The organism is Nonomuraea polychroma (genome assembly GCF_004011505.1).
In the GTDB taxonomy this organism is placed as follows: Bacteria; Actinomycetota; Actinomycetes; order Streptosporangiales; family Streptosporangiaceae; genus Nonomuraea; species Nonomuraea polychroma.
Map to the genome: position 1 here is coordinate 8370866 of NZ_SAUN01000001.1, position 24556 is coordinate 8395421.

The 24556-nt window shown below is 68.5% G+C and carries 24 protein-coding genes and 1 pseudogene; 12 read left to right on the forward strand and 13 right to left on the reverse strand.

Translation table 11 applies throughout. The annotated features are described in order from the left end of the window. Window positions 1-39 precede the first annotated feature (39 nt). Window positions 40-393: a winged helix-turn-helix transcriptional regulator gene (locus tag EDD27_RS38270; protein ID WP_127936724.1), complete on the reverse strand. Its 354-nt coding sequence runs from the start codon at window positions 391-393 to the stop codon at window positions 40-42. Window positions 394-550: 157 nt separating this feature from the next. Between EDD27_RS38270 and EDD27_RS38275 the strand changes: the two genes are divergently transcribed. Beyond that, window positions 551-1438: an NAD(P)-dependent oxidoreductase gene (locus EDD27_RS38275; protein ID WP_127936725.1), complete on the forward strand. Its 888-nt coding sequence runs from the start codon at window positions 551-553 to the stop codon at window positions 1436-1438. A gap of 32 nt (window positions 1439-1470) precedes the next feature. Here the strand turns inward: EDD27_RS38275 and EDD27_RS38280 are convergent, their stop codons facing one another. Together EDD27_RS38280 and EDD27_RS38285 are read right to left on the reverse strand one after the other, a co-directional pair. Continuing rightward, the gene (locus EDD27_RS38280; protein ID WP_127936726.1) at window positions 1471-2889 is read right to left on the reverse strand and encodes an MFS transporter; all 1419 of its coding nucleotides are present in this window, start codon (window positions 2887-2889) and stop codon (window positions 1471-1473) included. A gap of 67 nt (window positions 2890-2956) precedes the next feature. Continuing rightward, a complete protein-coding gene (locus EDD27_RS38285; RefSeq protein WP_127936727.1) occupies window positions 2957-4015 on the reverse strand; it encodes a sigma-70 family RNA polymerase sigma factor in 1059 nt (352 codons plus the stop codon). Between the two features lie 218 nt (window positions 4016-4233). Here EDD27_RS38285 and EDD27_RS38290 point away from each other — a divergent pair, with 218 nt between their 5' ends. Then, window positions 4234-4647, forward strand: a complete 414-nt coding sequence (locus tag EDD27_RS38290; protein ID WP_127936728.1) for a hypothetical protein — start codon at window positions 4234-4236, stop codon at window positions 4645-4647. A 70-nt stretch (window positions 4648-4717) separates the two neighbouring features. On the opposite strand, the gene EDD27_RS38295 is transcribed toward EDD27_RS38290, so the two are convergent. The 3 genes from EDD27_RS38295 to EDD27_RS38305 form a co-directional block, all read right to left on the reverse strand. Then, complete coding sequence (locus EDD27_RS38295; protein ID WP_127936729.1) at window positions 4718-5938, reverse strand: cytochrome P450 family protein; 1221 nt, start codon at window positions 5936-5938, stop codon at window positions 4718-4720. Between the two features lie 125 nt (window positions 5939-6063). Continuing rightward, window positions 6064-7431: a serine/threonine protein kinase gene (locus EDD27_RS38300; protein WP_164903981.1), complete on the reverse strand. Its 1368-nt coding sequence runs from the start codon at window positions 7429-7431 to the stop codon at window positions 6064-6066. 22 nt (window positions 7432-7453) lie between these two features. Next, window positions 7454-9958, reverse strand: coding sequence for a polysaccharide lyase family 8 super-sandwich domain-containing protein (locus tag EDD27_RS38305; RefSeq protein ID WP_127936731.1), 2505 nt, complete (start codon window positions 9956-9958; stop codon window positions 7454-7456). A gap of 218 nt (window positions 9959-10176) precedes the next feature. Here EDD27_RS38305 and EDD27_RS38310 point away from each other — a divergent pair, with 218 nt between their 5' ends. Both EDD27_RS38310 and EDD27_RS38315 read left to right on the forward strand, forming a co-directional pair. Next, window positions 10177-11415: an MFS transporter gene (locus EDD27_RS38310; protein ID WP_127936732.1), complete on the forward strand. Its 1239-nt coding sequence runs from the start codon at window positions 10177-10179 to the stop codon at window positions 11413-11415. Window positions 11416-11467: 52 nt separating this feature from the next. Continuing rightward, window positions 11468-12094 (forward strand): GNAT family N-acetyltransferase, encoded by a 627-nt coding sequence (locus EDD27_RS38315; protein WP_127936733.1) that lies wholly within the window; start codon window positions 11468-11470, stop codon window positions 12092-12094. Between the two features lie 116 nt (window positions 12095-12210). On the opposite strand, the gene sigJ is transcribed toward EDD27_RS38315, so the two are convergent. Both sigJ and EDD27_RS38325 read right to left on the reverse strand, forming a co-directional pair. Then, on the reverse strand, window positions 12211-13104 hold the full coding sequence (sigJ, locus tag EDD27_RS38320; RefSeq protein WP_127941238.1) for an RNA polymerase sigma factor SigJ: 894 nt from the start codon (window positions 13102-13104) through the stop codon (window positions 12211-12213). Between the two features lie 89 nt (window positions 13105-13193). After that, complete coding sequence (locus EDD27_RS38325; protein WP_127936734.1) at window positions 13194-14006, reverse strand: hypothetical protein; 813 nt, start codon at window positions 14004-14006, stop codon at window positions 13194-13196. Between the two features lie 205 nt (window positions 14007-14211). Between EDD27_RS38325 and EDD27_RS38330 the strand changes: the two genes are divergently transcribed. Together EDD27_RS38330 and EDD27_RS38340 are read left to right on the forward strand one after the other, a co-directional pair. Next, a complete protein-coding gene (locus EDD27_RS38330) occupies window positions 14212-14937 on the forward strand; it encodes a phytanoyl-CoA dioxygenase family protein (protein WP_206641838.1) in 726 nt (241 codons plus the stop codon). 216 nt (window positions 14938-15153) lie between these two features. Continuing rightward, window positions 15154-15609, forward strand: coding sequence for a hypothetical protein (locus EDD27_RS38340; RefSeq protein ID WP_127936737.1), 456 nt, complete (start codon window positions 15154-15156; stop codon window positions 15607-15609). Between the two features lie 16 nt (window positions 15610-15625). Here EDD27_RS38340 and EDD27_RS54850 read toward each other — a convergent pair whose 3' ends face one another. The 3 genes from EDD27_RS54850 to EDD27_RS38350 all read right to left on the reverse strand — a co-directional run bounded on the left by EDD27_RS54850 (window position 15626) and on the right by EDD27_RS38350 (window position 16856). Next, window positions 15626-15766 (reverse strand): hypothetical protein, encoded by a 141-nt coding sequence (locus tag EDD27_RS54850; RefSeq protein ID WP_164903982.1) that lies wholly within the window; start codon window positions 15764-15766, stop codon window positions 15626-15628. Between the two features lie 121 nt (window positions 15767-15887). Continuing rightward, on the reverse strand, window positions 15888-16442 hold the full coding sequence (locus EDD27_RS38345) for a YceI family protein (protein ID WP_127936738.1): 555 nt from the start codon (window positions 16440-16442) through the stop codon (window positions 15888-15890). A gap of 99 nt (window positions 16443-16541) precedes the next feature. Further along, window positions 16542-16856: a hypothetical protein gene (locus EDD27_RS38350; protein ID WP_127936739.1), complete on the reverse strand. Its 315-nt coding sequence runs from the start codon at window positions 16854-16856 to the stop codon at window positions 16542-16544. A 462-nt stretch (window positions 16857-17318) separates the two neighbouring features. Here EDD27_RS38350 and EDD27_RS38355 point away from each other — a divergent pair, with 462 nt between their 5' ends. From EDD27_RS38355 to EDD27_RS38370, 4 genes are all read left to right on the forward strand, one after another. After that, complete coding sequence (locus EDD27_RS38355; protein ID WP_127936740.1) at window positions 17319-18434, forward strand: hypothetical protein; 1116 nt, start codon at window positions 17319-17321, stop codon at window positions 18432-18434. 71 nt (window positions 18435-18505) lie between these two features. Continuing rightward, entirely contained in the window at window positions 18506-18976 is a 471-nt protein-coding gene (locus tag EDD27_RS38360; RefSeq protein WP_127936741.1) for a PPOX class F420-dependent oxidoreductase, read from the forward strand. A 77-nt stretch (window positions 18977-19053) separates the two neighbouring features. Next, window positions 19054-19494 (forward strand): anthrone oxygenase family protein, encoded by a 441-nt coding sequence (locus EDD27_RS38365; RefSeq protein WP_127936742.1) that lies wholly within the window; start codon window positions 19054-19056, stop codon window positions 19492-19494. A 121-nt stretch (window positions 19495-19615) separates the two neighbouring features. Continuing rightward, window positions 19616-20350: a WD40 repeat domain-containing protein gene (locus tag EDD27_RS38370; protein ID WP_127936743.1), complete on the forward strand. Its 735-nt coding sequence runs from the start codon at window positions 19616-19618 to the stop codon at window positions 20348-20350. A gap of 51 nt (window positions 20351-20401) precedes the next feature. Here EDD27_RS38370 and EDD27_RS38375 read toward each other — a convergent pair. Next, a pseudogene (locus EDD27_RS38375) lies at window positions 20402-20686 on the reverse strand (isocitrate/isopropylmalate family dehydrogenase); the annotation flags it as partial. Between the two features lie 206 nt (window positions 20687-20892). Between EDD27_RS38375 and EDD27_RS38380 the strand changes: the two are divergent. Both EDD27_RS38380 and EDD27_RS58030 read left to right on the forward strand, forming a co-directional pair. Beyond that, window positions 20893-21702 (forward strand): hypothetical protein, encoded by an 810-nt coding sequence (locus tag EDD27_RS38380; RefSeq protein WP_127936744.1) that lies wholly within the window; start codon window positions 20893-20895, stop codon window positions 21700-21702. A 177-nt stretch (window positions 21703-21879) separates the two neighbouring features. Continuing rightward, window positions 21880-22005, forward strand: coding sequence for a hypothetical protein (locus EDD27_RS58030; protein WP_277750785.1), 126 nt, complete (start codon window positions 21880-21882; stop codon window positions 22003-22005). Here EDD27_RS58030 and EDD27_RS38390 read toward each other — a convergent pair. After that, a complete protein-coding gene (locus EDD27_RS38390; protein ID WP_206641839.1) occupies window positions 22002-24173 on the reverse strand; it encodes a DUF6055 domain-containing protein in 2172 nt (723 codons plus the stop codon). The two genes, EDD27_RS58030 and EDD27_RS38390, sit on opposite strands and share 4 nt — an antisense overlap. Window positions 24174-24556 lie beyond the last annotated feature (383 nt).

A 24556-nucleotide genomic window follows, 5' to 3' on the forward strand; every position in this document is an offset into this window, starting at 1 on the left:
ATTTGCCGGCCATGCTTTCCCGGCAGTAGACGCGCCAGTTCACCCGACCTGGTCCCAGTCGATGGCCTCGATGCGCTCGATGTGCTCCTCACCCCACTCCCCCAGCGCCGCCATTGCGGTGTTGAGCGAATGGCCGAAGTCGGTGAGCGAGTACTCCACCTTCGGCGGAACCTGGTGATACACCTCACGATGCAGCAGCCCGGTGGCCTCCATCTCCCGCAACTGCAAGATCAGCACCCGCTCGCTGATGCCGGGGACCGCGCGCCGCAACTCCCCGAAGCGCAGGGGACCATCCTGGAGCGCGAACAGGATCAGTCCCTTCCACTTGCCTCCCATGACGGCGATGGCAGCGTCGAGCCCGCAGGTGAATGCCCGCTTCCTTGTCTTCTTCATCAGCCCATACTCACATTTTTGTCAGTACATGGCGAAATTGTCGGTACTTGAGAGAATGTCGGTGCTCCAGTCAGCATGGAGCAGGCGCCGCGCCAAGACCACGACGGTTTGCGCGGCAGCACGCTCACCTCCTTATCTCTGTGGCTGGAGTATGCATATGACCGGGAAGAACGCGACACCGGTGACCGTCATCGGGCTGGGCTCGATGGGCAGGGCACTGGCCGAGGCCTTCACCAAGGCCGGACACCCGACCACTGTCTGGAACAGGACCGCCGCCAAAGCCGCGCCCCTCACCGCCATGGGAGCCGAGCATGCGGAGGCCATCGAGGACGCGGTGGCGGCAAGTCCGCTGGTCATCACGTGCCTGACCACCTTCGATGACACCCGGCTGGCGCTGCGGCCGGCCGTCGCGTCGCTGCGTGGGCAGGCCCTTGTCACCCTCAACAGCGGTTCCCCGGCCGATGCCCGGGAGACGGCTGCCTGGGCCATAGGTCATGGCGCCCGGTTCCTGGCCGGGGCGGTCAAGAACGTGCCCTCGGCCGTCGGGGCGCCGGACACCCTGCTGTACTACAGCGGCGACAAGACGGTCTTCGAGGAGTTCGAGACGACCCTGAAGGTGCTGGGCGGCGACACCGTCCACCTTGGCGACGAGAGCGACCTCGCCGCCCTGTACGAGATGGCGGTGGGCGCCATGCTGCTGCCCGCACTCGTCGGCTTCTTCCAGGGCGCCGCCGCCGTCCAGGCACGCGGGCTTGAGGCAGCTTCCATGGTGCGGTTCGCCGGCAAGTGGCTGGACATGATCAAGTCCCTGCTGCCGATGTATGCCAAGGAGATCGACAGCGGTGACTACACCGACGCCGCCTCCTCCGTGAACCTCTTCCTGGCCGGGGCAGCCCACGACGCGGACCTGGCCACAGAGACGAACGTCGACACGACCTGGCTGGCGCCCCTGCACGACCTGGTGAGGCGGGCGGCTGAGGCAGGCCACGGCGACCACAGCATCTCCGCCCTCACCGAAGTGCTCAGGCTCAACTCATCGATATGAGTCGATGAGCCGCGCGGAGCTGGATCAGCGGGCTAGGCACTTTCACCCTGATGTACGACGCTTGTCGCCTGCGGCGGTGCCGCCACGGCAGCCGGTCTTTTGCCGGGTATGCCGAGTGCCACGAGCATGCCGACGAACGCGAATGCGGTGACTGCGCCCATCGCCGCCGCGAACCCCTCACGGAACTCCTCGGCTGACGCGTATCCCCCAGTACTCGCGAAGACGGCAACCGTGACCGCGACACCGAACACCCCGCCAAAGATCCGTAGCATCATGAAGGCGCCTGACGCCTGACCGATCTCTCGTGGTTGCACCGCTCCGACCACCGCCTTCTGCGCCGCGGGCATGGCCATGGTCAGTCCGGCCCCGCCGAGGATCAGCGCGGGCAGCAGTTCGAGGTAGCCCGTGTCGGCGTCGGAGACCATGGCGATCCAGCCCATGCCGGCGGTCTGGAGCAGCAGCCCGCCGACCACGAACGTCCGTTCGCCGTACTTGTCGGCCAGCCTGCCGGCGATCGGCGCGCACACCATCAGCGTCGCGGTCCACGGCATCAATCGCAGGCCGGCAGCGAGCGGCCCGTCACCGAGCAAAGTCTGGAAATACTGCGCGAGAAAGAACAGCGTGCCGTACAGCGATGCGAATACGCAGAAGTTCGCCGGGTTGGCCGTGGCGAACGCCCTCAACCTGAAGAACCGCATCGGCAACATCGGCGCCAGCGTCCGTCGTTCCCAGAGCACGAAGGCAATTACCAGCGCGACACCGAGCACCAGCGCGCTCAGTACTTCCGCGCTGCCCCAGCCTGCCGCGTTTCCGCGGACCAGACCCCAGACGATGCCGAACGCGCCCAAGGTCACGAGTACGACCCCGCCCAGGTCGAACCTGTTGTTCGGTCCGACGCTCTCGTCGACGCGCCGCGTCGTGAGCAGGATCGCGACCATCCCGATCGGCAGGTTCAGCCAGAAAATCCACTCCCAGGCCAGCCCTTCGGCGATGACGCCGCCGATGAACGGGCCGCTGAACGTCGCCAGACCGGTGAAGCCCAGGTACAGCCCCATCGCCTTGCCTCGCCGCTGCGGCGTGAACATCGCGCTGATCAGGGTCAGCGACAGCGGCAGCACCATCGCCGCACCGACACCCTGCAACGCCCGGGACGCGATCAGGGTGCCGATGTCCGGCGACAGCGCGCAGGTCGCCGATGCGACGGTGAAGACGGCCAGCCCGACGACGAACATTCGGCGGCGGCCGAACCGGTCCCCCAGTGCCGCTCCGGTCAAGAGCAGGACCGCGAACGTCAGGTTGTAGGCGTTGACGACCCACTCGAGTGATTCGACCGATGCCGTCAGATCCTGCCGGATGGTGGTCAGTGCCGTCGTCACGACCAGGCTGTCCAGGGCCATCATGAACGACGCGAGCGAAGCAAGCCCTAACACCCATGCCTGCTTGGACGTCATCCGCCCTCTGTCGGTATTCACGGTTTCTCCTTCTGCTCAAAAGGTCGCTGGATGAGCGGGCGGACAATCAGCCGCGTAGCGATCGCGGAAGGCCGAATATCGTCAGAAGTGCGTTGTCGTGGAATCGCGTCAATGCGTTGATCCGGTTGCCGGCCAGGGTCAGCAGGAGCACTCCGTGTGCGTGCAGGATCGGCGTCCGCGGGTCACGTATGTAGTAGCCGAATGCCGGTTGGCCGTTCGCCCGCGTCGGGATCAGCACGTGTCGGCGGCCGTCGCGTAGCGCGACGGTAGCCAGGAAATGCCAGATGGCGTCCACGCCCTGGTATTCCAGCGGCAGTGGCGGCATGGTCAGCCACGCGTCGTTCGTCAGCATGGCCACGATGGCATCGACATCTCCGGCCTCGAATGCGCGGCTGAAATCCGCCACGATCCGACGCTCTTGTGGCGAGTTCGGGAGCGGGGCGCTCTCCCGGTCGGGACCCGGGAGCTCATGCGACAGCGCACTCCGTGCTCTTTTCAGGGCGCTGGTCACCGCGTTTTCGGTCGTGTCGAGAATGTTCGCCACCTCGACGGCCCGGAACCCCAGGACGTCACGGAGCACCAATACGGCCCGTTGCCTCGGCGGCAATTGCTGCAGCGCCGCCAGGAACGCCAGCGACACCGACTCCCTGACCTCGTATCGCGCCTCCGGTCCGGGCATGTGGTCGGCGATCTCGTCGAGCAGCACATCGGGGTACGGCTCCAGCCAGCTCGGTTCCGCTCGGCGGTGCGACGGCTCGGGCAACGGGACCTCCGGTCGGTAGGCCGGATGCGGACGACGTGCGCCGGCGCGCAGTGCGTTGAGACAGCGGTTGGTCGCGATGCGGTAGAGCCACGTCCGCAGCGACGCGCGTTCCTCGTAGCCGCCGATCCCGCGCCATGCCGCCAGCAACGTCTCCTGCAGCAGATCCTCGGCGTCCTGCACGGAGCCGAGGATGCGGTAACAGTGCACCTGGAGCTCACGTCGGTATGGCTCGACGATCTCACGGAACGCCTCACCATCTCCTCCCCGCGCCAGAGCCAGCAGATCTTCGGCCGAGCGCTGGGCAGGGGCCGAGGCGTCGGTTTGCGGCGGGATCCCTCGCATGTTGGCTCCTTGCTCTCCTGCGGTCCATCTCACATGGATGGACACCACCGGTGCCGGAAAGTGGTCGCAGGAGGTGTTTGTGCTGGTGGATGGGCTCGCGATCAGCGGCGACCCAGGCTCAGACGTGCAAGGGGATGGTTGGGGCCCAAACTTTACCCGTTATTGGGATGCCCGTTATGGTGGTCCGTCAAGATCCAATCGCGTCATGAGGTTGAAGTATGGAACGCAAGAAGCTCACATCCGCTCTGCTCGTACCTGCCGCGGCGGCCGGCCTGCTGCTGGCCCCGGCAACGACCGCCTCCGCACAGGCCAGTGTGGCCACCACCGTGACCAAGGCTGCCTCCGCGTCGGCAGGAGCCTATGTCGAGCGTGACAGCGTCAGGTGCTCCAAGCCCAGGAACCAGTTCGCCAACTACTCCTGGGGTGAGGGCAACACCAGTGTGACCATTTACTTCAACAACCACTGCAGCCACAGGGTCAGTGTCCGGATCAAGTTCGTGAGGAAGGGCTCGGTCGGCGACCAGGCCGCCAAGTACCGCTGCATGACGGTCAACGCCAAGACCAAGGGCAAGAAGAAGTTCTACGCCGCCGTCTACAAGCCGTATTCCGTGACCCGGGTCAAGAGCTGCTAGCGAGCCGCGGGCGGTAGGCGCCCAGGTGCGGCCCGGCGACCGTGGGGCCGCCGGGCCGGACGCCTGCACGTCAGGGATTGGCGATACCGAGGTTGACCGGCAAGGTCAGCGGGCCGATCGTGAAGAACGACGGCGAGTACGCAATGTCGTCGGGGTCGATCGCGAGGCTGAGCCCCGGCAGCCGCCGGTACAGCGAGGCCAGCGCCAACCGGCTCTCCATCCGGGCCAGCGGCGCCCCGATGCAATACCGGGGGCCGTGGCCGAAGCCGAGATGTCCGGTCTGCTCGCGGGTGAGGTCGAACTGGTTCGCGCTCTCGCCGTACTCCGCCGGGTCGATGCCACTCGCCTGGTAGACCACGCCCACCGCCTTGCCTTTGGGGATGTGCACCCCGGCGATGGTCACGTCCTCGGCCGTGAAACGGAAGCTGGTCATCATCACCGAGTGGCGGTAGCGCAGGGTCTCCTCGACCACGTCGGCCCACCGGTCCTCGGCCTTGGCCAGCGCGAGCTGGCCGGGGTTCTGTGCCAGCGCCACGATGGCGTGCCCGAGCAGGTGGACGGTGGTCTCGTGGCCGGCGACGAGCATGAGCCACAACACGCCGACCAGTTCGTCGGTGGTGAGCTTGTCCCCCTCGTCGCGGGCCTGAACCAGGCCGGAGGTGAGGTCCTCGCCCGGCTCCCGCTGCTTGCGCTCCACCAGATCGTGCAGGAAGGCCTGAAGGTCGTTCTGCGTGGCGAACGCCACCTCCGGCGGAGTGGTGTGCGCCAGCAGCGTGGAGGTCCAGTTCCGCAGCCGCAGCCGGTCCTCGGCCGACACGCCGAACAACTCGCAGATCACCCACATCGGCAGCGCCTCGGTGAAGGCGGGGACCAGGTCGACGCCGTCGCCTGCGGCCACCACGTCATCCAGCAGCCCATCGACGATCTGCTGGATCCGCGGCTCCATGGCCTGCACCCGGGCCGGTGTGAACGCCCTGCCGACCAGGCTGCGCAGCCGCTTGTGATCGCCTCCGTCCACGGTGGACAGGTGACCTCCCTGAATGATGGCGCGGAGCGGCCAGTCTTCGGGAATCGATCCGTCGTAGAGAGCAGGCCAGTGTTCGGGAGCCCTGAGGAAGGTCTTGTTGTCCCCGGCGAGGATCTCGCGTACGGCCTTGTGGGTCAGCGCCAGGTAGGCGGGCACGCCCCCTGGGAATTCCACCTCGACCACGGGAGCGATCTCCCGTATCCGGATGCAGGTGTCGAGCGGGTGTTCGTCCGCGGCGGGGAAGGAGGGGAGGTTCGTTGCCATGAGACCCCTTGGGGAGGAAGCCGGTAGGTGATCTCATCACATATCGGTTGTGATCTTCGATCAACACCACACGAAGATCAGTAATGTGATCGCTACCTGGCGTTCATGCGGTCTCGCCGTGGACGTCAGGACCGCTCGACCTCAAAGGTGCTGCAACCCCCGGCCAGGATGGTCCCCTTGATGGTGGAGGGTCGGTCCTGGGTGAGCGTCGCGCGCAGGTCGACCATGACATACTCGCCCGGCCGGTCGATCCAGCGCTCGCCCTTCAGCTCCAGGACCCGTCCGTCCAGCCGGCCGCTCATGGCGAAGGAGCCGGAGGGCACGCCGGGGTTGCTGGGGTCGGCCTCGAAGGCGAAGACGGCCTCCAGTTCGTCCGACGACGTCTCCTTGATCGTGAGCTCAAGAGCGGTCTTGCCCTGGTTGCACAGGTACGTGCCGGTCCACCGGCCGGCCACCGAGACGCGCCCGGCTGGCGGAGTCGCCACGACGGCGCTGGGGGTGGCGACCGCGACCGGTTCCGGTTGCCGCTGATTGAGCAGGAGCACCACAGCGGTGGCACCCGCCGCGAGCAAGATCACGATCCCGGCGGTCAGCCCGACCACCAGGCCGGTCGAGCTCTTCGACGGGACAGGCGCTGCGGCATAAGCAGGAGGTCCGGCATAGGCAGGCGGCGGGGCATAAGCGGGCGATGGGGCATAAGCGGGCGGCGGCCCGGCGAAGTCGGGCCGGCCCGGCACTGCTCCGTGCAGGAACGCCAGCACCTCCTGCGCGGTCGGCCGGTATTCGGGCTGCTTGGCCAGACATCGGTCCAGGATGGGCTGGAGTGGCGGCGGCATCCGCGACAGGTCCACGGGGGTGTGCAGGACCCGATGGGACACGGCGGCCACGCTGTCCTCGCCGAAAGCGGACATCCCGGTCCCGGCGTAGATCATCGTCACGGCCCAGGAGAACAGGTCGGACGCCGGTCCCGCCGGGTGACCTGCCACTTGCTCAGGCGACAGGTACGCGGGCACAAAGCCCGGCTCCGGCGGCCGCGGGATCCCGAAACCGATCACCTTCGGCCCTTCGGGGCCAAGTAACACCATGGCGGGGCTGAAGTCCAGGTGGGCGATGCCCGCCCGGTGCATCGCCGCCAGCGCGGCCATCGTGGTGGTCGCCAGCCAGTGCAGCTGACCGGCGTCACGTGGGCCTTCCTGGCGGATCACCTGCGCCAGGGGCACCCCCTGCACGTATTCGCTGACCACGTAGAGCCGGTCACCGTACATTCCGGCCGTCAGCACACGCGCGCTTGACGGCTCCGTCACCTGCTGCGCGGCGGCCACCGCGCGCTGCGTCTCGGCATCGGCCGCGGGCAGCAGCTTGATCGCCGCATATCCGTTCGCCGAGCGGCCCAGGTAGACGGCCGACTGCCGGCCTCGGCTCAGCACACCGACAAGGGCGTACTCCCCCAGTTGCGCGGGATCCGCCCCGGTTAACGCTTGCACCCCGTCCATATGGATTCCGACCATCGTGAATTCAGCGGAGGGTGGCGGTGAAGGTGCGGCCGTAGGCGTGGCGGGTCGTGGCCTGGACCAGGGTGCCGCCCGGTACGCGCCGTACCGTCACCCCCTCGTCGGCTGAGTCGACGCGGAGGGACGTGCCGTGCAGGACGACGGAGACGCGGTCACGTTTCATCGTGGGGTCGGACAGGGCGACGACCGTGCGCTCGCCTGACTGGACGATGACCGAGGCGGGGCCGTCGACGAGCAGGTGCCCGGCGTGGCGCGGGCCGTCGGTGAAGACGTTGGCGGCGACGATCCCGAGGGTCTTGTGCTTGATCGCCTGCACGTGCCGGTTGTTGGCGAGGACGGTCAGCGGGCCGTCCGCGTAGCCGCGCAGGCGGCCCTCGGTCGCGTTCGGGACCAGGGCGTAGGCCAGGGCGGGGAGGTCGCCGGTGGCGGGGTGGGTGACCGAGGCGGTGAAGACGTTCTTGGTCACGCTGGTGTCGGGGTTGGCCGTACGCACGACTCTGCGGCTGCGGGTCACCGTCTCCAGCCCGGCCGCGACGGGTTGCCTGGTGAGGAAGGCGTAGCCGATCGCGGTACGCCGGGTGCCGTTGGCGTACTGCAGCCACCGCGGCGGCGTGGTGTCGCCCGCCTGCCAGGCCCCGCCGTCCCAACGCTCGCCGGTGAGCACGACCGCGTCGCCGGGGGCGGCGATGCGGCTGTCCACCGTGGTCACCGCGGCGCGGCCGCCCTGTCCGGAGACGTCCGCGACCAGCACCACGATCTCGTCGTCGAGCAGGAACCAGGACTTGGTCGCGCGGGCGTTCCGGTAGGCGACGAAGTCGTCGGGCAGGATGCCCGCCTGTTTGGCGGTGTAGGCGGCGTCGTCGGACTGGACCATGCCGGCCGCGCCGTACGCGCCGAGCGTCGCGCCGCCGGAGAAGGCGTTCCCGGCGCGCGGGAAGTACACGTAGGTGTTCTGGGACTGCGAGGAGGAGGTGAAGTTCAGCGGGTGGCCCGGGTTCTCGTACCAGAACCGGCCGTACAGCTCGGGCACCGTGCGCCGCTCCTCCACCGGCGCGGTGACCCCAGCCAGCCGGTACGGCGAGACGGCCGTGTAGTAGTCGACGCCGAAGACCTCGCGCTGGTCCTCGCCCGCGAGGTAGAGGTAGTACGCGCCGTCGCCCTGGAACCAGGGCATGAGGTTCTCGCCGTTCATGTACTCGTATTTGCTGATCCGGTCCGAGCTGCGCGCCAGGGCGAAGGCGTAGCGGGGGCGCCGGTGGACGGTCCTGTCCATGGCGTTGTACGCCAGGCAGCGCTCGGGCGGATTCAGGTCGGCGGCCGGGATGGCGGAATCGGCGCGGATGGCCGCATAGCGGGCGATGCTGACGGGGGAGACGAAGGCGGCCGTGTCCGCGGCCGGCAGGAACTTGACGTATTTCTTCAGGGCGAGAGCGCCGGGGTCCTCGACGTGGTCGGCCAGGTCGGCGATGGCCTCCACGATCGTCCCGACGTCGGCGTAGCCGGTCGTGGTACGCGAGACCGCCCGCCCCTTGACGATCTCCATCATCCAGCCCTCGAAGATCAGCGGGGCGAAGCCGTCGGCGATCCAGCGGTACACCACGCCCGGCAGGTCCGAGCCGCCACCGGTCGACACGCCTTCGAGCGTCTTGAGGGTCTGCACGACGCGGGTCAGCAGGGCCCGACCGTAGGAGCCGGTGTAGGCGACCGAGTGGTGCTGGATGAAGGAGCCGTCGCGGTAGTAGCCGTCGGTGACGCCGTGCTGGAGGTTGTAGGGGTCGATCGTGGCGAAGACGGTGGCCTGGTCGGAGATGGCCTTGCCGACGCGGGCGTCGTCGCTGGTCAGCGCGCCCTGCAGGATCCGGTTGGCGGCGATGTCGGCCAGGTTCGCCCCGGTGTGGAAGCGGGAGTCGAGGTCGATGTCGCCGTCCTTGCCGTTGCGCAGGTAGGCGTCCATGGAGGCGATGTACGTCGCCACCAGCTCGGGCCGTTCCTCCCGCACCCGTTCGGCCAGCAGGACCAGCGTTCTGCTGACGTGAGTCGGGATGCCGATCTCCCAGTTGTGCCAGTTGCCGTAGTAGCCCGCCGACTGGTCGGCGAAGTAGCGCTCGTGCAACCACTGCAGGCCGTTGACGACCCTTCCCTGGGCGGCGGTGTCGCCGTTGAGCTCGCCGCCCGGCGTGCGGGTCGCGAGCGCGATCTCGTACAGGTATTGGTAGGCGAGCCGCAGGTTGACGTCGTCGGTGCCGAGCTTCAGGCCGGCGAACAGCTCGCCGTCGCCGGCCTGGTCCATGGCGGTCAGCCGCTGCCTGGCGGTCCTGACGATGGCGGCAAGCTTGCCCGCGACCTCGGGCCGGGCGTTGACGTCCGCGGTTCCCGCGAAGATCGCCACGGTGTTGGCGAGCAGCCGCGCGTGATCGACCCCTGCCGCGGCACGCGCGGGGGAGGCTACGGCGAGCAGGCCGGCGGCGGGGAGCAGGGAGAGAACCTGGCGACGAGACAAGTGCGGCACGGCGGGCTCCCAGGCGTTGGGGATATGCGCGGGCTCACCCTACATGATCTACTTTTGTCAGCCCAGGATCCGCGGAGCACCCGTTTCCGCGGCGCCGGCTTGAGCCCTTCGCGTCCGTGACGCGAAGGTGGCCCGCCTGGCGTCGCGGCGGCCGGAAAATGGGAGGCGCGGCGTGGACCGGGACGGATAGCCTTGCCACGTGATCTTGTCCGTGGCCGATGAAGGCTGACACACGGCCGGCGACCGGCTCGTTGTGGCGGGACCGTGACTTCCTGGTCTTCTGGTGCGCGCAGACGCTGTCAGTGGCGGGCGACTCGTTCGCGCTCATCGCGGTGCCCCTCCTCGTCCTCAACGTCACCGGCTCGGTCGCCCAGATGGGGCTGCTCACCGGCGTGTCGGGGGCGGCGTCGGTGGCGGCCGGGGTGTTCGCGGGCGTGCTCGCCGACCGGTTCGACCGGCGCCGGCTGCTCGTCGCCTGCGACGTCATCCGGCTCGTCCTGTACGCGACGATCCCGGTGGTCTGGGTGTTCGGTCAGCACGTCTGGCTCCTGTACGCGGTGCTGCCGATGGCCGCGGCCGTAGGCATGCTCTTCCAGGTCACGTACGTGGCCGCGGTCCGCGGCCTGGCCGGCGAGACCCGGGTCACCGAGGCCAACGGCATGCTCTACGCCACCGCCGCCGCGGCGGGCATCCTCGGCCCCAGCCTCGCCGGAGTGGTGAGCGGCCACCTGGGCCCGACCGCCGCGATCGCCCTCAACGCCGCCAGCTTCGGCCTGTCCGCGGTCGGTGTCCTGCTGACCCGCGCCTCCCGATACGTCGTCGAGCCCGTCGAGCCCACTCCCGGCCGACGGCCGTGGCGGGAACTGCTGGCGGGGGCGGAGTTCCTGTTCCGGCACCCGGTGCTGCGCACCTTGACCATCCTGCTGTCGTTCTTCATCTTCATGACGCTCGGGCTGACGGACATCGTCATCTACCGGCTCAAGCACGACCTCGGCCAGCCGGATTCCGTGGTGGGTGTCGTGCTGGGAGTCGGGGCGGCGGGCACGATGGTCGGCTCGATGCTGGTGGCCCGGATGCGGCGGATGCTCGGGTTCGGGCCGTTGTGGATCGGGGCGCAGGTCGTGTCGGGGCTGGCCATTCTCGGCCTCGGGCTGGCCGGCTCCGTCTGGGGCGTGGCCGCCATCATGGCCCTCTATCTGGCGTGCGTCAGCTTGGCGGGCATCTGCTCCATGTCGCTGCGCCAGCAGGTGACACCCGCACACCTGCTGGGCCGGGTCACGTCGGCCTTCTGGACGATCCACTTCTCACTCGGGCCGGTGGGCGCGGCCGCCCTCGGCTGGGCCGCCGCACGTCATGGCGCGACGGCGGTGTTCATCTTCGCCGGAGCGTCCTGCCTGCTGCTGGCGCTGGTCGCGCTGGCCACACCCGTACGGCAGCGGCACCCTGAGCGCGCGTGACCGCGGCTTTTGTGCTGCGCCAGGTCGTGTGGGTCCGTGCTGGAATGTGAGCATGGAAACGCTGGCGGATCTTCTCAGCGAGGTGCAGCTCGGGCGCATGCCCGACGCCGACGGCAACGTGACGATCCTGGCGCAGCCGTCCCCCCGCGACCTCGGAGTCATCGCCTTCACCGCGCACTCCGTGATCTTCGCTGACGTCGATCCGGACTGGATCCGTGATCGGCTCCCCGCCGGCCACCTGTCGGCGCCTCTCGGCCCGCCGTTCCTGCAGGCCCTGGCGGAGGAGACAGGACGGAGCATCGGCTCCGTCGACCTGCTGGCCCTTGCCGAGTCGCTCCCGGGGTCTCCCCCGGTCCCGCTGGACGAGATCACCGGCAGCGATCATCCGCGAGTGGCACGTGCCCGCAGGTATCGCGATTCCGTACGCGTGTGGTCCGGCCAGGGCGGCCTGCTCACCATCGGGCGCGGGGTGGCGGGCCGGTGGGAGGTCGCGGTCGAGGTCGAGCCCGCGTACCGAGGCCGCGGAGTGGGCCGGATCCTGGCCGCGTCCGCCCGTCGCCTGGTCCCGGAGCCCGTGTGGGCGCAGGTGGCGCCGGGTAACGCGGCCAGCGTCCGGGCCTTCCTCGCAGCCGGATACGTACCGGTGGGAGCCGAAGTCCTGCTTTCTCGCCACGGCTAGGGCTCCATCACCAGCGCGGGCGCCGATCTCTCTGCCGACTGTCCTGACGCGGGCATCCGGGAACTCGGGTGTGGGCGACGTGGGCGGGCAACCGTCGACGGGGAAGTCCTCCCATGTCAGCCGATGACGTCGGCCAGGTCCAGGCCGGACAGGCGGTCGAGGTCGGACAGGATGTCGATCGTGGCGATCTTGCCGTCGGCGATGGTGAAGCTCATGACGGAGATCGGCTGACCGTCGCTGGTGATGATCAGCCCGGCGACACCGTTGATCAGCGCGGGGTGGCCGACGACGGCGGTTGTGCGGTGGAAAGTGCTGGCTCCGCCGGCCACGGCCGCAGCACCGCGGACGATCTTCATGCCGCCGGCGAGCGTACCTCCGTCGACGCGCAGCACCACGTCGGGATCGAGGACGGCCAGCAACGCGTCGAAGTCGCCGCCGCGGGCGGCGGCCATGAACGCGTCCACCACCCGGCGCTGATCGGCCAGATCCGGGTCGGGGCTCGGGGCGGCACCACGGACGCGCTGCCGCGCCCGGCTGGCGAGCTTCTTGGCCGTCGCGGGCGTCCGGTCCACGATGGGGGCGATCTCCTCGAACGGCAGGCCGAACATGTCATGCAACACGAACGCCAGCCGTTCCGCCGGCGTCAGAGATTCCAGCACCACCAGCAGCGCCAGCCCCACCGAGTCGGCCAGCAGCGCCTGCTGCTCCGGATCGCCGGCATCGGAAGCGTCATCACGGCTGACCACCGGATCCGGCAGACGGTCCTCCAGCGGGTCCTCCCGCCGCACTTTCCTGGAACGCAGCATGTCCAGGCACACGCGGCCGACCACGGTGGTCAGCCAGCCCTCAAGGTTGTCGATGTCGTCGGCGTTCGAGCGAGCGAGCCGCAGCCACGCCTCCTGGACGGCGTCCTCCGCCTCCGTCAGCGAGCCGAGCATGCGGTACGCGACCGCCTTGAGATGGGGGCGGTGGCTCTCGAACTCGACGGCCAGAAAGTCATGGGGCTTCACGGTCACGTTCCCTTTCCTCAGCTGTCTCATACCACTGACGGATCACAACGGGAAAAGGTGACACGAAGCGCGCCGGGCGGCACGTGACGTCAATCGTCTTCCTCGTTCCGGCGGTCGAGCTGCGATCGCATGGCCTGCAGCTGAGCAAGCCAGAGGTCCGCCTCGCGGGGATCGAGCTCCCGCAGCCGGGAGATCTCCTCATTCCAGCCCTCGGCGGCCTCCTCGATCATCTCGCGGAACTTGTTCTCCAGCGCGCGCCGCCCGAACAGCAGACCGACCGCCGCGAACGGCCGGAGCCAGCCGCGCCCCCGCACGGCCAGCGTGAGGCCGAGCCGCCACGTCCCGCCATCCGCGGCCGCCGGGCTCACCTCCAGTCGTCCCTGCGCGAGCCGATGGCGGAGCTGGGCCGTCACCGGGGCGTTCTCGCCTCGTGACCCGCGGGCCTCCGCCAGCCGCCACCATCGGCGGCAATCGATCCGGATGATCCACGACAACCGGTGATAGCGCTTGCCGGCGTGATGGGCGCCGCCGACCACGACGGTCTCCAGCGCGTCGGGGTTGCGCAGCCGCACCGTCCAGGTGGTCCTGTCGTTGCTGGGATGCCAGGTGGTGATGTCCGCGCTCACCTCTCTCCTGCGCTCCCACGAGGTGAGCACCATCTCGCTGGTCGTGCCGTTCCCGGCCGCGCCGTCCGCCGGGTCGGTGTGCCGCTGGTAACGCGCGCCGGCGGTCAGGTGGTTGCCCTCGACGAGGGTGACGTCGGCGAGGTCCTCATCGCCCTGGATCCATCCGTCGTCGTCCAGGGTCAAGCTGGCGGCGTGGTCGAGCATGGCGCGTACGTACTCCTCGACCCAGCCCCGCGGCAGTGCCGCGACGACGACCTCGCCGTGTAATCGGGCCATACGGCCAATCGTCACCGAGAAGCCGAACCGAAGTCCAGGATCACGGGACCAGGCACCATCGAAGGCGCCGCTGGACGATCGCGTCGGGTGGACGCGAGGACCAGACTCCCCCGTTCTCTGACTGTCGCCGCGAACGTGTCATAGGGAGCGCACCGAGAAGTGGTGCGTACGAAAACCGGTGGACGGCGTCGTTATGGTGACTCGCATGAGTGTCGTGGACGTCGACCGGTTCGTCGCCGAAGGGTTCGTCAAGCTGGAGGCCGCCGTGCCGCGCGAGGTCGGGGACGCGGCCAGGGCGCTGGTGTGGCAGCAGATCGGCCTGTCGCCCGACGATCCCTCCAGCTGGGACCGGCCCGTCGTGTGGGCCGCCGACCTGACCGGCCAAGGACCCTTCGGGGAGTTCATGCGCAGCTCGCGGCTGCATCAGGCGCTGGACGAGCTGGCCGGGCCTGGTGGGTGGGTGCCGCGCGGGTCCCTCGGCAACATGCCGATCCGGTTCCCCCGCGTTGCGCCGGCCGACGATCGGGGCTGGCACATCGACGCCTCCGTGGCCAGGCCCGACGGATCGTGGGCCGTGTCCGGGCGGCCGGAGACCATGTTGCTGCTCGTGTTGTTGTCCGAGGTGGGCGACGACGACGCGGCGACCCGCATCAGGGTGGGCTCGCATCGTGACGCCGTACGCGTGCTGGGCGAGCAGGTGCTCGACCCGTTCGAGGCGGGGCCGCTGCTGGACACGGCCTCCAAGGACCGGCCGGTGACGCACGCGACCGGGCAGCCGGGTGACATCTTCCTCGTGCACCCGCTGACCGTGCACGCGGCGGACGAGCACCGCGGGACGCGGCCGCGGTTCATGGCCCAGGCGCCGGTGTTCCTGACCGCGCCGGTCTCACCGGGCGAGGGCACCGCCCTGGCACGCGCCGTCCTCGATTGATCGTCCAGTGCCGTGACCGGCGTGCGCCGAAACCGGTTGCGCCGGCTGCTGACGTATCTACGCAAAACCGACGTCCAGCGCTACCGGCGCCTCATGGAACGCCTCGCGCTGCGCCGGTGACGCCTGTGCCGGGGAAGGTTTCCGGTCACGGCACCAGAGACGAATGTCGCGAGTTGGGCGGTTCCTCGTCCCGGGCGCGGGCCGTACCGTGCAGGCATGGAGGCAGTGGGGTATTGGTCCACCGTCCATATCTACCCGAACGATATGGAAGCCCAGTGGTTGGCCATCCGCGATGATGGCGCGGGCTGGTGGATGCGCGGCAACGTCTTCGAGTTCGATTCCTACCGGTTCTTCTGGCGCGAACCGCGAACCGGCATGCTGGAGCTGCGCATCACCGGTTACCAGATGGGTGCTTGGAGCCATCGCCGCTTCCGGCCGTCGGTCCGAAATGCCGAGCATCACCGGAGGACGGTCCGCTACGACGCGAAGACCGACTACAACGCGGTGGGCGAACTGACGACGGTGCTGGAGCTGAGCCCTGTGACGGTCCCCGGCTTCTTCTGGAGCGAGCGCTTCGCCTGGGAGGGCTCGAGAGCGCCCCGGTCGGGAAATCCCTGGGCCACAGTCGGTCGAGCTCGGTTTGGGGGAAGGGTGTCACGTCCACGTCGTTGACGAGGACGTTGTCCGGTCAGTGCTCCGGACGGCCCTCGTCGGCCCGGTGGACGCGGGTCCAGGTGGTGCCGCACCGGCAGCCGTACTCCTCGACCAGCTCTCCGCTCTCGGTGACCGCCAGGCCGTTGTTCACCCGGACGTGGACGTGTTCGCTCATGGGGGCCTTCCTTCGGGGGATCGGCGGGGACGCCCGTGCACCGCGCGCCAGGGCAGGCGTTTGCGCAGTTCACAGGGGGTACGCCTAGCGTACGTCACGGGAGTTCGGGTGGGTGCATCGGTCACGCGGGGCCGATGAGGCCGAGGTCGAACTGGACCTCGACGTCGTCGCTGAGTTTGAGCGCGCCGAACAACGCCGAGTACGGCCGGATCCCCCATCGGGACTGCTGGACGACCGCCGAGCCCTGGACACGGCCGTCGGTCAGCGAGCCCCGCACGATGACGGGCTGCGTGACACCGACGAGGGCGAGATCGCCTTCGAGGCGGAACGACTCCTCGGTTCCCTCCACCCGGGTCGACCGGAAGTTGATCGTCGGATGGCGATCGGTGTGCAGGATCTTCTCCCGGATGATTTTCTCGATCTCGCCACGATCGGAGCCGGTCAGCGGCTTGATACCGCCGGTCCCTTCGCGCACCTCGATCGACTCGGCGTCGACCTCGACGGTCACCGACGACTCGGCCGGAGCGGCGGGGTCGATCGTGGCGTCGCCGCGCCAGCGGGTGACCTCGAGAGTGAGATCATGGCCGGCCTTCGCGCCGAGCCCGGTACGGGTCGTCTTGACGAGGAGCCGGCCGGACTCGGGTCCCAGTGTGTAGCTACCAGCGGTAATGCTCACTCTTCCAGGCTAGCCATCAGTCGTGAGGACCCGCCGTTGGGCGCGCCAGGACGTCAGAAGTCGTCCGGCGTCGCCCCGTCACCCGACCCCGCGAACGCTTCACTGCCGGCGCTGAGCGCCTTCCTTGTCCAGCAGCCGATCGAGCCTCAGCTTCAGGTGGTTCAGGTCGCTCCGGAGGGTGGCGTACTGTTCCAGCGCATCGGACCGAGTAGGCGTGATCTGTTCGTTCACCTGCCGGCGCAGACCTGCGATCTCGTCGCCGAGAGCCGCCAGGTCTTGGGTGATCTCGGCTCGGGTATACGCGATCTGGGCTATCGCCTGAGCGACGGCGATCCCGATGGCCGTGTTGACGCCGTTCGGTCCCGTGCTCGACTCGAGCTCTTTCACCCGGAGCTTCAAGTCGAGGATCTCCACCTCTACGTTCACGCACCCCTACCTTTGGATGTTGCTGGACGGGAGTCCGGGCCAGAGGGGGGCGACCTCGGTTCCCACGGTCTGCGAACACATGGTGGCAAGTGATCATCGCTCGTCGCCACCGACGCCGGAGCGGCCGGGTGTGGATTTCTTCGCCGCGGTAGTGGTGCATCGGTCGGAGAACATCCCGCTGCGTCCCGTTCCCGACCGTCTTTTCGGGGGAGGAAAGCCATCCCGGAACGGGACTGGGACCAGGGCCCAGCGCCAGGGCCATGGCCAGCACCCTCACTCGGCCGGCGAGCGCCTTCTTCGCTTTCCCTGTGCAAAAGTTTTGGCGCATTTCCCCGCAAAAGCGCTGATCAGGGATCCGCAAAACGTAAAAACGGCCTCCAGTATTGCGGCGGATCGAGCATCCTGAGCACGGGCATCACGCTCCCCCACCTCTGTACACAAGGAGCCCGCGTGACCCGGTACGCCGTTGACCAAGTCCGTAACGCGCTCATCGCTTACTGGAGCACCGGCATCGGCGAGGTCGCCACCACCGTGGCCGAGCTTCCCCCGGGACCGAACGCCCTCCGCCTTGCCACCTGCCTGACGGAGCTGTCACAGGCCTGCTGGCGCTGTTACACCCATCCAGCCAGTGCCGCCGACCAGCACGGGCCGGGCAGCATCGGCTGGTACCGCCGGCGAGAACGTGATGCCTTCACCGTTGTCGTACCGGCTCTGACCAGACACCATCGGCCGGTCAACGATGCCTCCTCGGCCACCGGGGTCGAAAAGATCGCCTACCGCGTCGGCCGCAGCCTGCACGCGCTCGGCGCGCCCCGCGTAACAGCCCGTATCATCACCGAGGTCGCCGCCGAACTGGCCGCCATCGAACAAGCCGAACTCGGCGATCTGAGGGCGCGGGCCCGGCAGGCCGTCGTCCTCAGCCGCGAGGACGCCTCACCGCTCCAGGTCGCCCAGGCTGACGCCATACTCCACCGGCATCCGTTCGGCGCGGAAGAGCTGTTCACGCAGATCGAGCCCACGGCCGCCGCCGTCGCCGCCGCTCATTGGCTGCACGCCGCGGCCGTCACCATCGCCGGCCAGAGCCGCCTCCACCCGGCGCGGCTCCTCACCGAGGTCGACCGGGTCAAAGCCGCAGCCAGGGACAGCCTCGCCGAGATCATCGGTGCGATGAACGCGGGCTCCTCGCCCTGGCAGGCGGTCATGCCGATGATCCGCAACGCCCTGCACGTCGCCGAAGGCCACCTGCGCGGCGTCGCCCAGGCCAAGCACCGTATTTCCGCAGCCGAAGACCTCATCTCGAAGGCCCACGACAACCACCCCGAACTCAACCTCGGTCTCGAGTCGGTCTATCTGCCCATAAGTCCGATCAATCCCACCCGCCCGGCCCTCGACCTCCTCGAGAACCTCCTGACCGGCATCCACAGTTGCTGGGCGTTGTACACGCACTATGCGGACACCTTCAGCGGCAGGGAACCGGACGGTGATCCGCCGCGACTTCGTCGCACCGAAGCGTTTCTCACCGAGGTCCGCCGGGCTGCGGCGGCTCGCCGCAGCCATCTGCTGTAGCTCACGTCGGTGACCGGCTCCGCGCTCGATAAGGTCGTGAGCTGACCGGATCTGACCGAGAGGCACACCAGATGGCTCCGAACATCGCGACCGCACGCCGCGTCGACCTGCCCGAACTTCTCGAGTTTCTCCGCCTCAGGCACCATGGCCTGCTGTCGACGACCCGTGCGGACAGTCGGCCGCAGTTGTCGCCGGTCAGCTGCGGGGTCGACGAGGGCGGCCGGATCGTGGTCTCCACCTATCCCGACCGCGCCAAGGCACGCAACGCCCGCCGCGACGACCGGGTGTCGATCTGCGTGTTGTCCGATGACTGGAACGGCCCGTACGTGCAGGTCGACGGGCACGCGGAAGTGCTGGACATGCCGGAGGCCCTTGACGCGCTCGTCGAGTACTACCGGTGCATCGCCGGCGAGCACCCGGACTGGGACGAATACCGCGCCGCCATGCGGCGTCAGGACAAGTCGCTGATCCGCATCCACATTGACCGCTGGGGGCCGATCGCGACCGGCGGTTTCCCCGCCCGCCTGGTGTCGGGGGACTGACACACGTAGACGGTCGCTTATGCGGGTGAGCGGGCTGTGCATGGACCGTCTCATCCGCTGAGCGTCACCATGTGAGCATGCTGATACTCGTTCTGCTCACGCTCGCCCTGCACGCCGCCATCGCCGGTCTCTTCTACACCTTCTCCATGTCCGTGATGCCGGGTCTGAACGCCATCGCGCCCGCCCAGGCCGAAGAGGCGATGCGGAGTGTCAATCAGAAGATCCTCAACCCGTGGCTCTACATCCCGTTCCTCGGCGCGCCGCTCGCGGCGCTGGTGGCGGGGTTACTCGGGGAGGCTCCGGCCGCCCTGTGGTTCTTCTCCGCCGCCGCGGTCAACTTCGCCGGCTCGTTCCTCGTGACGGTGGCGATCAACGTGCCGATGAACAACGCGCTCAACGCCGGAACCATGTCGTGGAAGGACTATTCGCCGAGGTGGACGGCCTGGAACACGCTGCGTGCCGTGGCGTCCTTCATCAGCCTCGTCCTGGTCGCGATCGGCCTGACGACTGTGGTTTAGCGTACAAATCAGCCAAAATCTTGGCGCTATCCCTCAAATTCGGCCAAACTAGCTCCCATGTCTGATCGTTCACTGGGAGACACCATGCGTGCACTGTTCGCGATTTCGCCAGGGCCCCGCGTTGGACCGGAGGGGGTTCTTCACCCTGACCGGCGCCGCGGGCCTGGCCACGCTGGGATTGACCGGTACGGCGGAGGCGGCCGCCCGCTACCGCTTCTTCAACCGCCGCATTCCGGACGAGGCCCACCGGCGGATGGGCAAGATGGCGTCCGCCGGCATCACCTCGTTCTCGTTCACGCCGTCCAACGGCTGGGTCATCGTGACCCAGAACGGCGGATATTTCGCCCGTAACATCCCGGACGAGTGCTTCTCCAAGCTCAAGCAGCTGATCGCCGCCGGAAACAGGATCCACTGCGTCGCGTTCCCCCCAGGGGGCGGCAACAGCTGGGTGATCACCGGCGACAAGACGTTCTACGCCCGCAACATCCCCGACGAGTGCTACCGGAAGATCCTCGCCTACTACAAGAGCGGCCAGCAGGTCATGCACGTCGCTTTCCCGCCCGGGGGCGGCAACAGCTGGGTCGTGGTCGCCACGAACGGCTTCTTCGCCCGCAACATCGACGAGGAGTGCTACCAGCGGATGCGCACCATGTCGCGGGGCGGACGTCGCATCACGCGGGTGGCCTTCCCCTACACCGGCGGGTGGACGGTCATCGCCGGGAACGCGTTCTACGCGCGCAACATCGACGAGGAATGCTTCCAGCAGATGAAGAAGTTCGGCGCGGCCGGTTACCAGATTCACAACGTGGCCTTCTCCCCGGTCGGCAACGCCTGGTCGCTGAGCTCCCGCGGCTGACGTGCGGGCGGCGCCCATCGCGGCCGGCGCGACGGAGCGGTGCTTGATCAGCGCGGAGCCGTGCACGGGCTCGAACATCGACGGGAAGTCCCGCTCTGGGTTGAGGTTGGCGGACGGGGCGATCCCGATGCTGCCCGGGACCGCGGCGGCCAGGTCGCTCAGAATGTCGGCGAACAGGTTCGAGCCGACGATCACGTCGAACCGCGCCGGTTCCAGGACCAGCTTGGCGCAGAGCGCGTCGATGTGCTCCTGGTCCCAGCGCACGTCCAGATGGGCGGCCGCCCGCTCCCTGACCAGCTCGTCCCAGAAGGGCATCGTGTGCACGATGCCGTTGGCGCCTTCGGTGTTCTCGGACGATCATGAGGTCGACGGCCGAACGCACCGGGCTGTCGAGGCCCTGGAAGAGGCGGACCGGCCGCCGAAGCCGTGACGCCGGCGGCCCGTGAGTCCGCGTACAGAAATCCCCAAATCTCTATAATCCGGAATAAGGGGACAGTCGGCGGAAAGGGGGACAGGAAGGTCTACATCGTGCAGGAGGGATTATGAACGCCACCCAGACGCGAGCACGCGGCAACGGTAAGGCGCCTCAGCTGCTCACGCTGGACCTGCCGATGCTCAGCGTCGAGGTCCGTCCGCCCGAACTCCGGATGCCACACGTCGAGATGCCGCGTATGCAGATGCCGCACATGGCGATGCCGCGCGTCAGCAGGCAGGAGCTCGGCCACTACGTTGACATTGCCCGGACGTTCCTCCCGCCGCCCGAGAAGATCGCCTACTACGGGGCGCTCGGCGCCATGGCGGTCTTGGGCGTGGTCGAGTGGCCGGTCGCGGCCGCCATCGGGGCAGGAACGATCATCGCGCAACGACGGCGGGGCCAGCAGCAGGCCGGCGCGCGCCCGGGCTTCACACCGGCCGCCCGGCCGGAACCGAGCACCCGGGCCACCGCCTCCACGAGAGGGACGACGACCTCACGGAGCAGGCCCACCACAACGGGCGGCGGCAAGGCCGCCACCACCGGCGAGCGGAAGACGACCACGACCGGCGGGAGCAAGGCCGCCACCACCGGAGCGCGCAAGACGAGCACCACCAGCAAGACCGCCTCGACCGGCGAGCGGAAGACGAGCACGACCAGCAAGACCGCCTCAACCGGTGGGCGGAAGACGAGCACGGCCGGCGGCAGCAAGGCCGCCACCACCGGAGCGCGCAAGACGAGCACCACCAGCAAGACCGCCTCGACCGGTGGGCGCAAGACGAGCACGACCGGCGGCAGCAAGGCCGGCACCACCGGTGGGCGCAAGACCGCCGCGAGCAGGACCGCGTCGGCGTCCAGTGGCACCACTGGCAAGAAGTAGCGCGCCACACGGCCGCGCGTGCATGTGACGCGCCCGGGCCGCGATCATTCTCAGCGGCCCGGGCGCGCAATGGTCACCGACTGTTCACCAAATAGATATATTGATCATACCCATATGTACATCTTTCTACCGAAATATGCCTTAAGTAGAAGTTTCACACCCCCGTGAGGTAGAGAGTTGTCCGAGTTCCTGGCCTCGCTGCTCGCCAAGGCCGCCCTGGTTCTTCTCGAGGCTCTGATCATGCGTTTCGTCCAGAGCCTCGCCACCGCGATCATGCGGCCCGCCGGCCTTCGGCTCGCCTAGCCGAAGGCGCGTACCTCCAGCAGCCCGACCGAGGCCTGGCCACTCTGCAGCACGACCCGGAGCCGGGTGGTGCTGACCGCGGTGAACGTGACCGGGTTGTAGGCCCCGGCCGCGATCGGGTATCCGCTCGGGTTGGCCACGTCGACGTACGCGCTGCCGTTCCAGTACTGCAGCTTCCACGAGGCGGGGACCCGCACCCCTCCTCCGTCGTCGAAGAAGTAGACCTCCGCCGACTTGATCGTCTGTGCTGACGACCAGGTCAGCTCGGCCCATTGGGTGCCGGTCTCGGGCCAGGTGCCCCAGCGCGGGCTGGGCACGGCGCCGTCGTTGATCGCCGCGACGGTCTCCCACGGCGAGGTGTAGGAGGCCGACGGCGTGGCGTTCGCGGCCAGGTTGACGGGCGTCGGCGTGGGATCCCCGCCGCCGGTGCCGAAGGCCAGGTCGTTGTCGCTGAAGATCGGGTGCGGCGGGTTCACGTCCGTCTCCCCCGGGCCGCCGTCGCAGCGCCGGTCGGGGTTGAACATCAGGTACGTCCCCGAGCCGCACGCCGTGGCCGGCTCGGCGTCGCCGCCGATGACCACGTTGCCGCTGAGGTTGGCCCCGCCCTGGACCAGGGCGCTGTTCTTGACCACGGCGCTGCCGCCGACCGTGGCGCCGCTGTTCACCCAGGCCAGGTCCTCGATGCGGGCGTTGCCGCTGACCGTGCTGTTGCCGTACACGGCGGCACGCGGACCGACATAGGCGGTGGCGGCCACGTTGGCCCGATTGTCCACCCAGCCGCCGCCGTTGGAGTGCCAGTGGCCGTTGCCCGGCGCGGGCGGCTTCACATGACCCGGCTCGAAGCCCCACGGCGTGGCGCCCTGCAGGCGGAACTGGTACGGGTAGCGGTAGTTCTTCGGGTAGCCGTCGAGGTAGGCGTACTTGTGCACGGTCCCCGGGGCGCCGAGCACCACGAGATAGACGTCCCTCTCACCCGGCTGGGTCTGGAAGGTCACCTCGCCGTTGGAGGAGCTGTGGATGGGGCCGTAGCGCGGGACGCCGTTCCTGACCGCGACGAACCCGTACGACCAGCCCGACTGCGCGGTGGAGTTGACGTGGCCGCGGAAGCGCATCCGGATGAGGGCGCCGTCGCTGCTCGGCACGAGGCGGATCTTGTTGTAGCCGTAGTCGGAGGGTGCGAGGGCGTCGGAGATGCGGAAGTGCCCGGCCGAGGCGTTGACCGCCTCCACGTTGACGCCGTTGTAGGCGGTGACGAACGGATAGAGGCTGTTGATGAACGGCATGAAGTCGGCCCGGTTGGAGTAGTCCCAGGTCACGTTGCGCTGGGCGTACTCGCCGAGGCGGCGGTTGAGCTCGGCCTGGTCGATGCCGGCGATGCGGCGGTAGGTCTCCAGCGGATGCTCGGTGTTCCTGGCCTCGTTCCACATGCGGTTGAACATGGCCAGGCCGTCGCGGTCCTTGATGTACTGCGCGAGCATCCAGGCGCCGTAGTGGTGACGGCTGCTGCTGTAGGCGAGGTTCTCCGTGCGGATGAATCTCGTGAGGTCGCCCGCGGCCGTCTTCGGGTAGACCTGCATCGCCATGAACTCGGCGCTCGCCTCCCAGAACGTCCCGGCGCTCGGATGCGTGAACCCGTATCCGGACCGGCCGAGGAACGTGTAGTTCTGGAACACGTGGGCCAGCTCGTGGGCCAGGCCCCAGGACCCGGGCTGGGCGGCGCCGGGGGCGATGTTGATGACGCCGACCCTGCCGTCGGTCGATCCGCCTGTCGCCCACGCGTCGAGGGGGGCGTTCGACCAGGTCCTCGTGATGATGACGATGATCTTGTGCTGGGCCAGGAGGCCGGTCTCCGGCGTGAACTTCATGGTGTTCACGTAGAAGGTGTAGAGGCTCTCCAGCTGGCTGAGGATGTTGTCGGGGTCGAAGCGGTACTGCGTGGGCGCGTTGCGCGGGTCGGTGCCCGACCGGTCGCCCCACAGAAGGATGAAGTTGGCCGACTCCTTCGTACGCTCGGGCACCCACGGCACCTCGCCGGTGCTCTGCCAGCGGGAGGGGATGTAGACCGTCTTGGCGAGGAGCGCGCCGGTCGCCGAGGCCGGCGGCGGGGCCAGGAATAACGCGCTGAGGAGCATGACAAGGGCGACCGTCGCCGCCCGCAATCGTCTCACTGCAGAACCTCCGCAACTGTGGAAGGCCAGGTTTCTGGTAGCGCTAACATGCCTGTGCGCTGCGCCATCGGTATGTCACATAGCAAGGCGGCTCCGAGTGTCGAGACGCCGACTGGCGATGTCAAGGCGGCGTGCTTCACCGGTCAATGTGCGGCGTCGTGAGCTGTGCGGCACCGCCCGGCGGGAGTGAAAGTTACACGCCACCGGCGTGCCCGCCCGTACGGTAACGTAAAGGCGGCGCCGTCCTGCGCCTGACCTTCTGACCGCGTGCCCACGCCACGCGGCGCACGCGAAGGCAGAGGGGATCGATGTCCTCGGGGCGACACCTTCGATCGTGTCGGTTCTCTTCGGACGGCGGGTCGCGCAGCCGGAGCGTGGGTCCT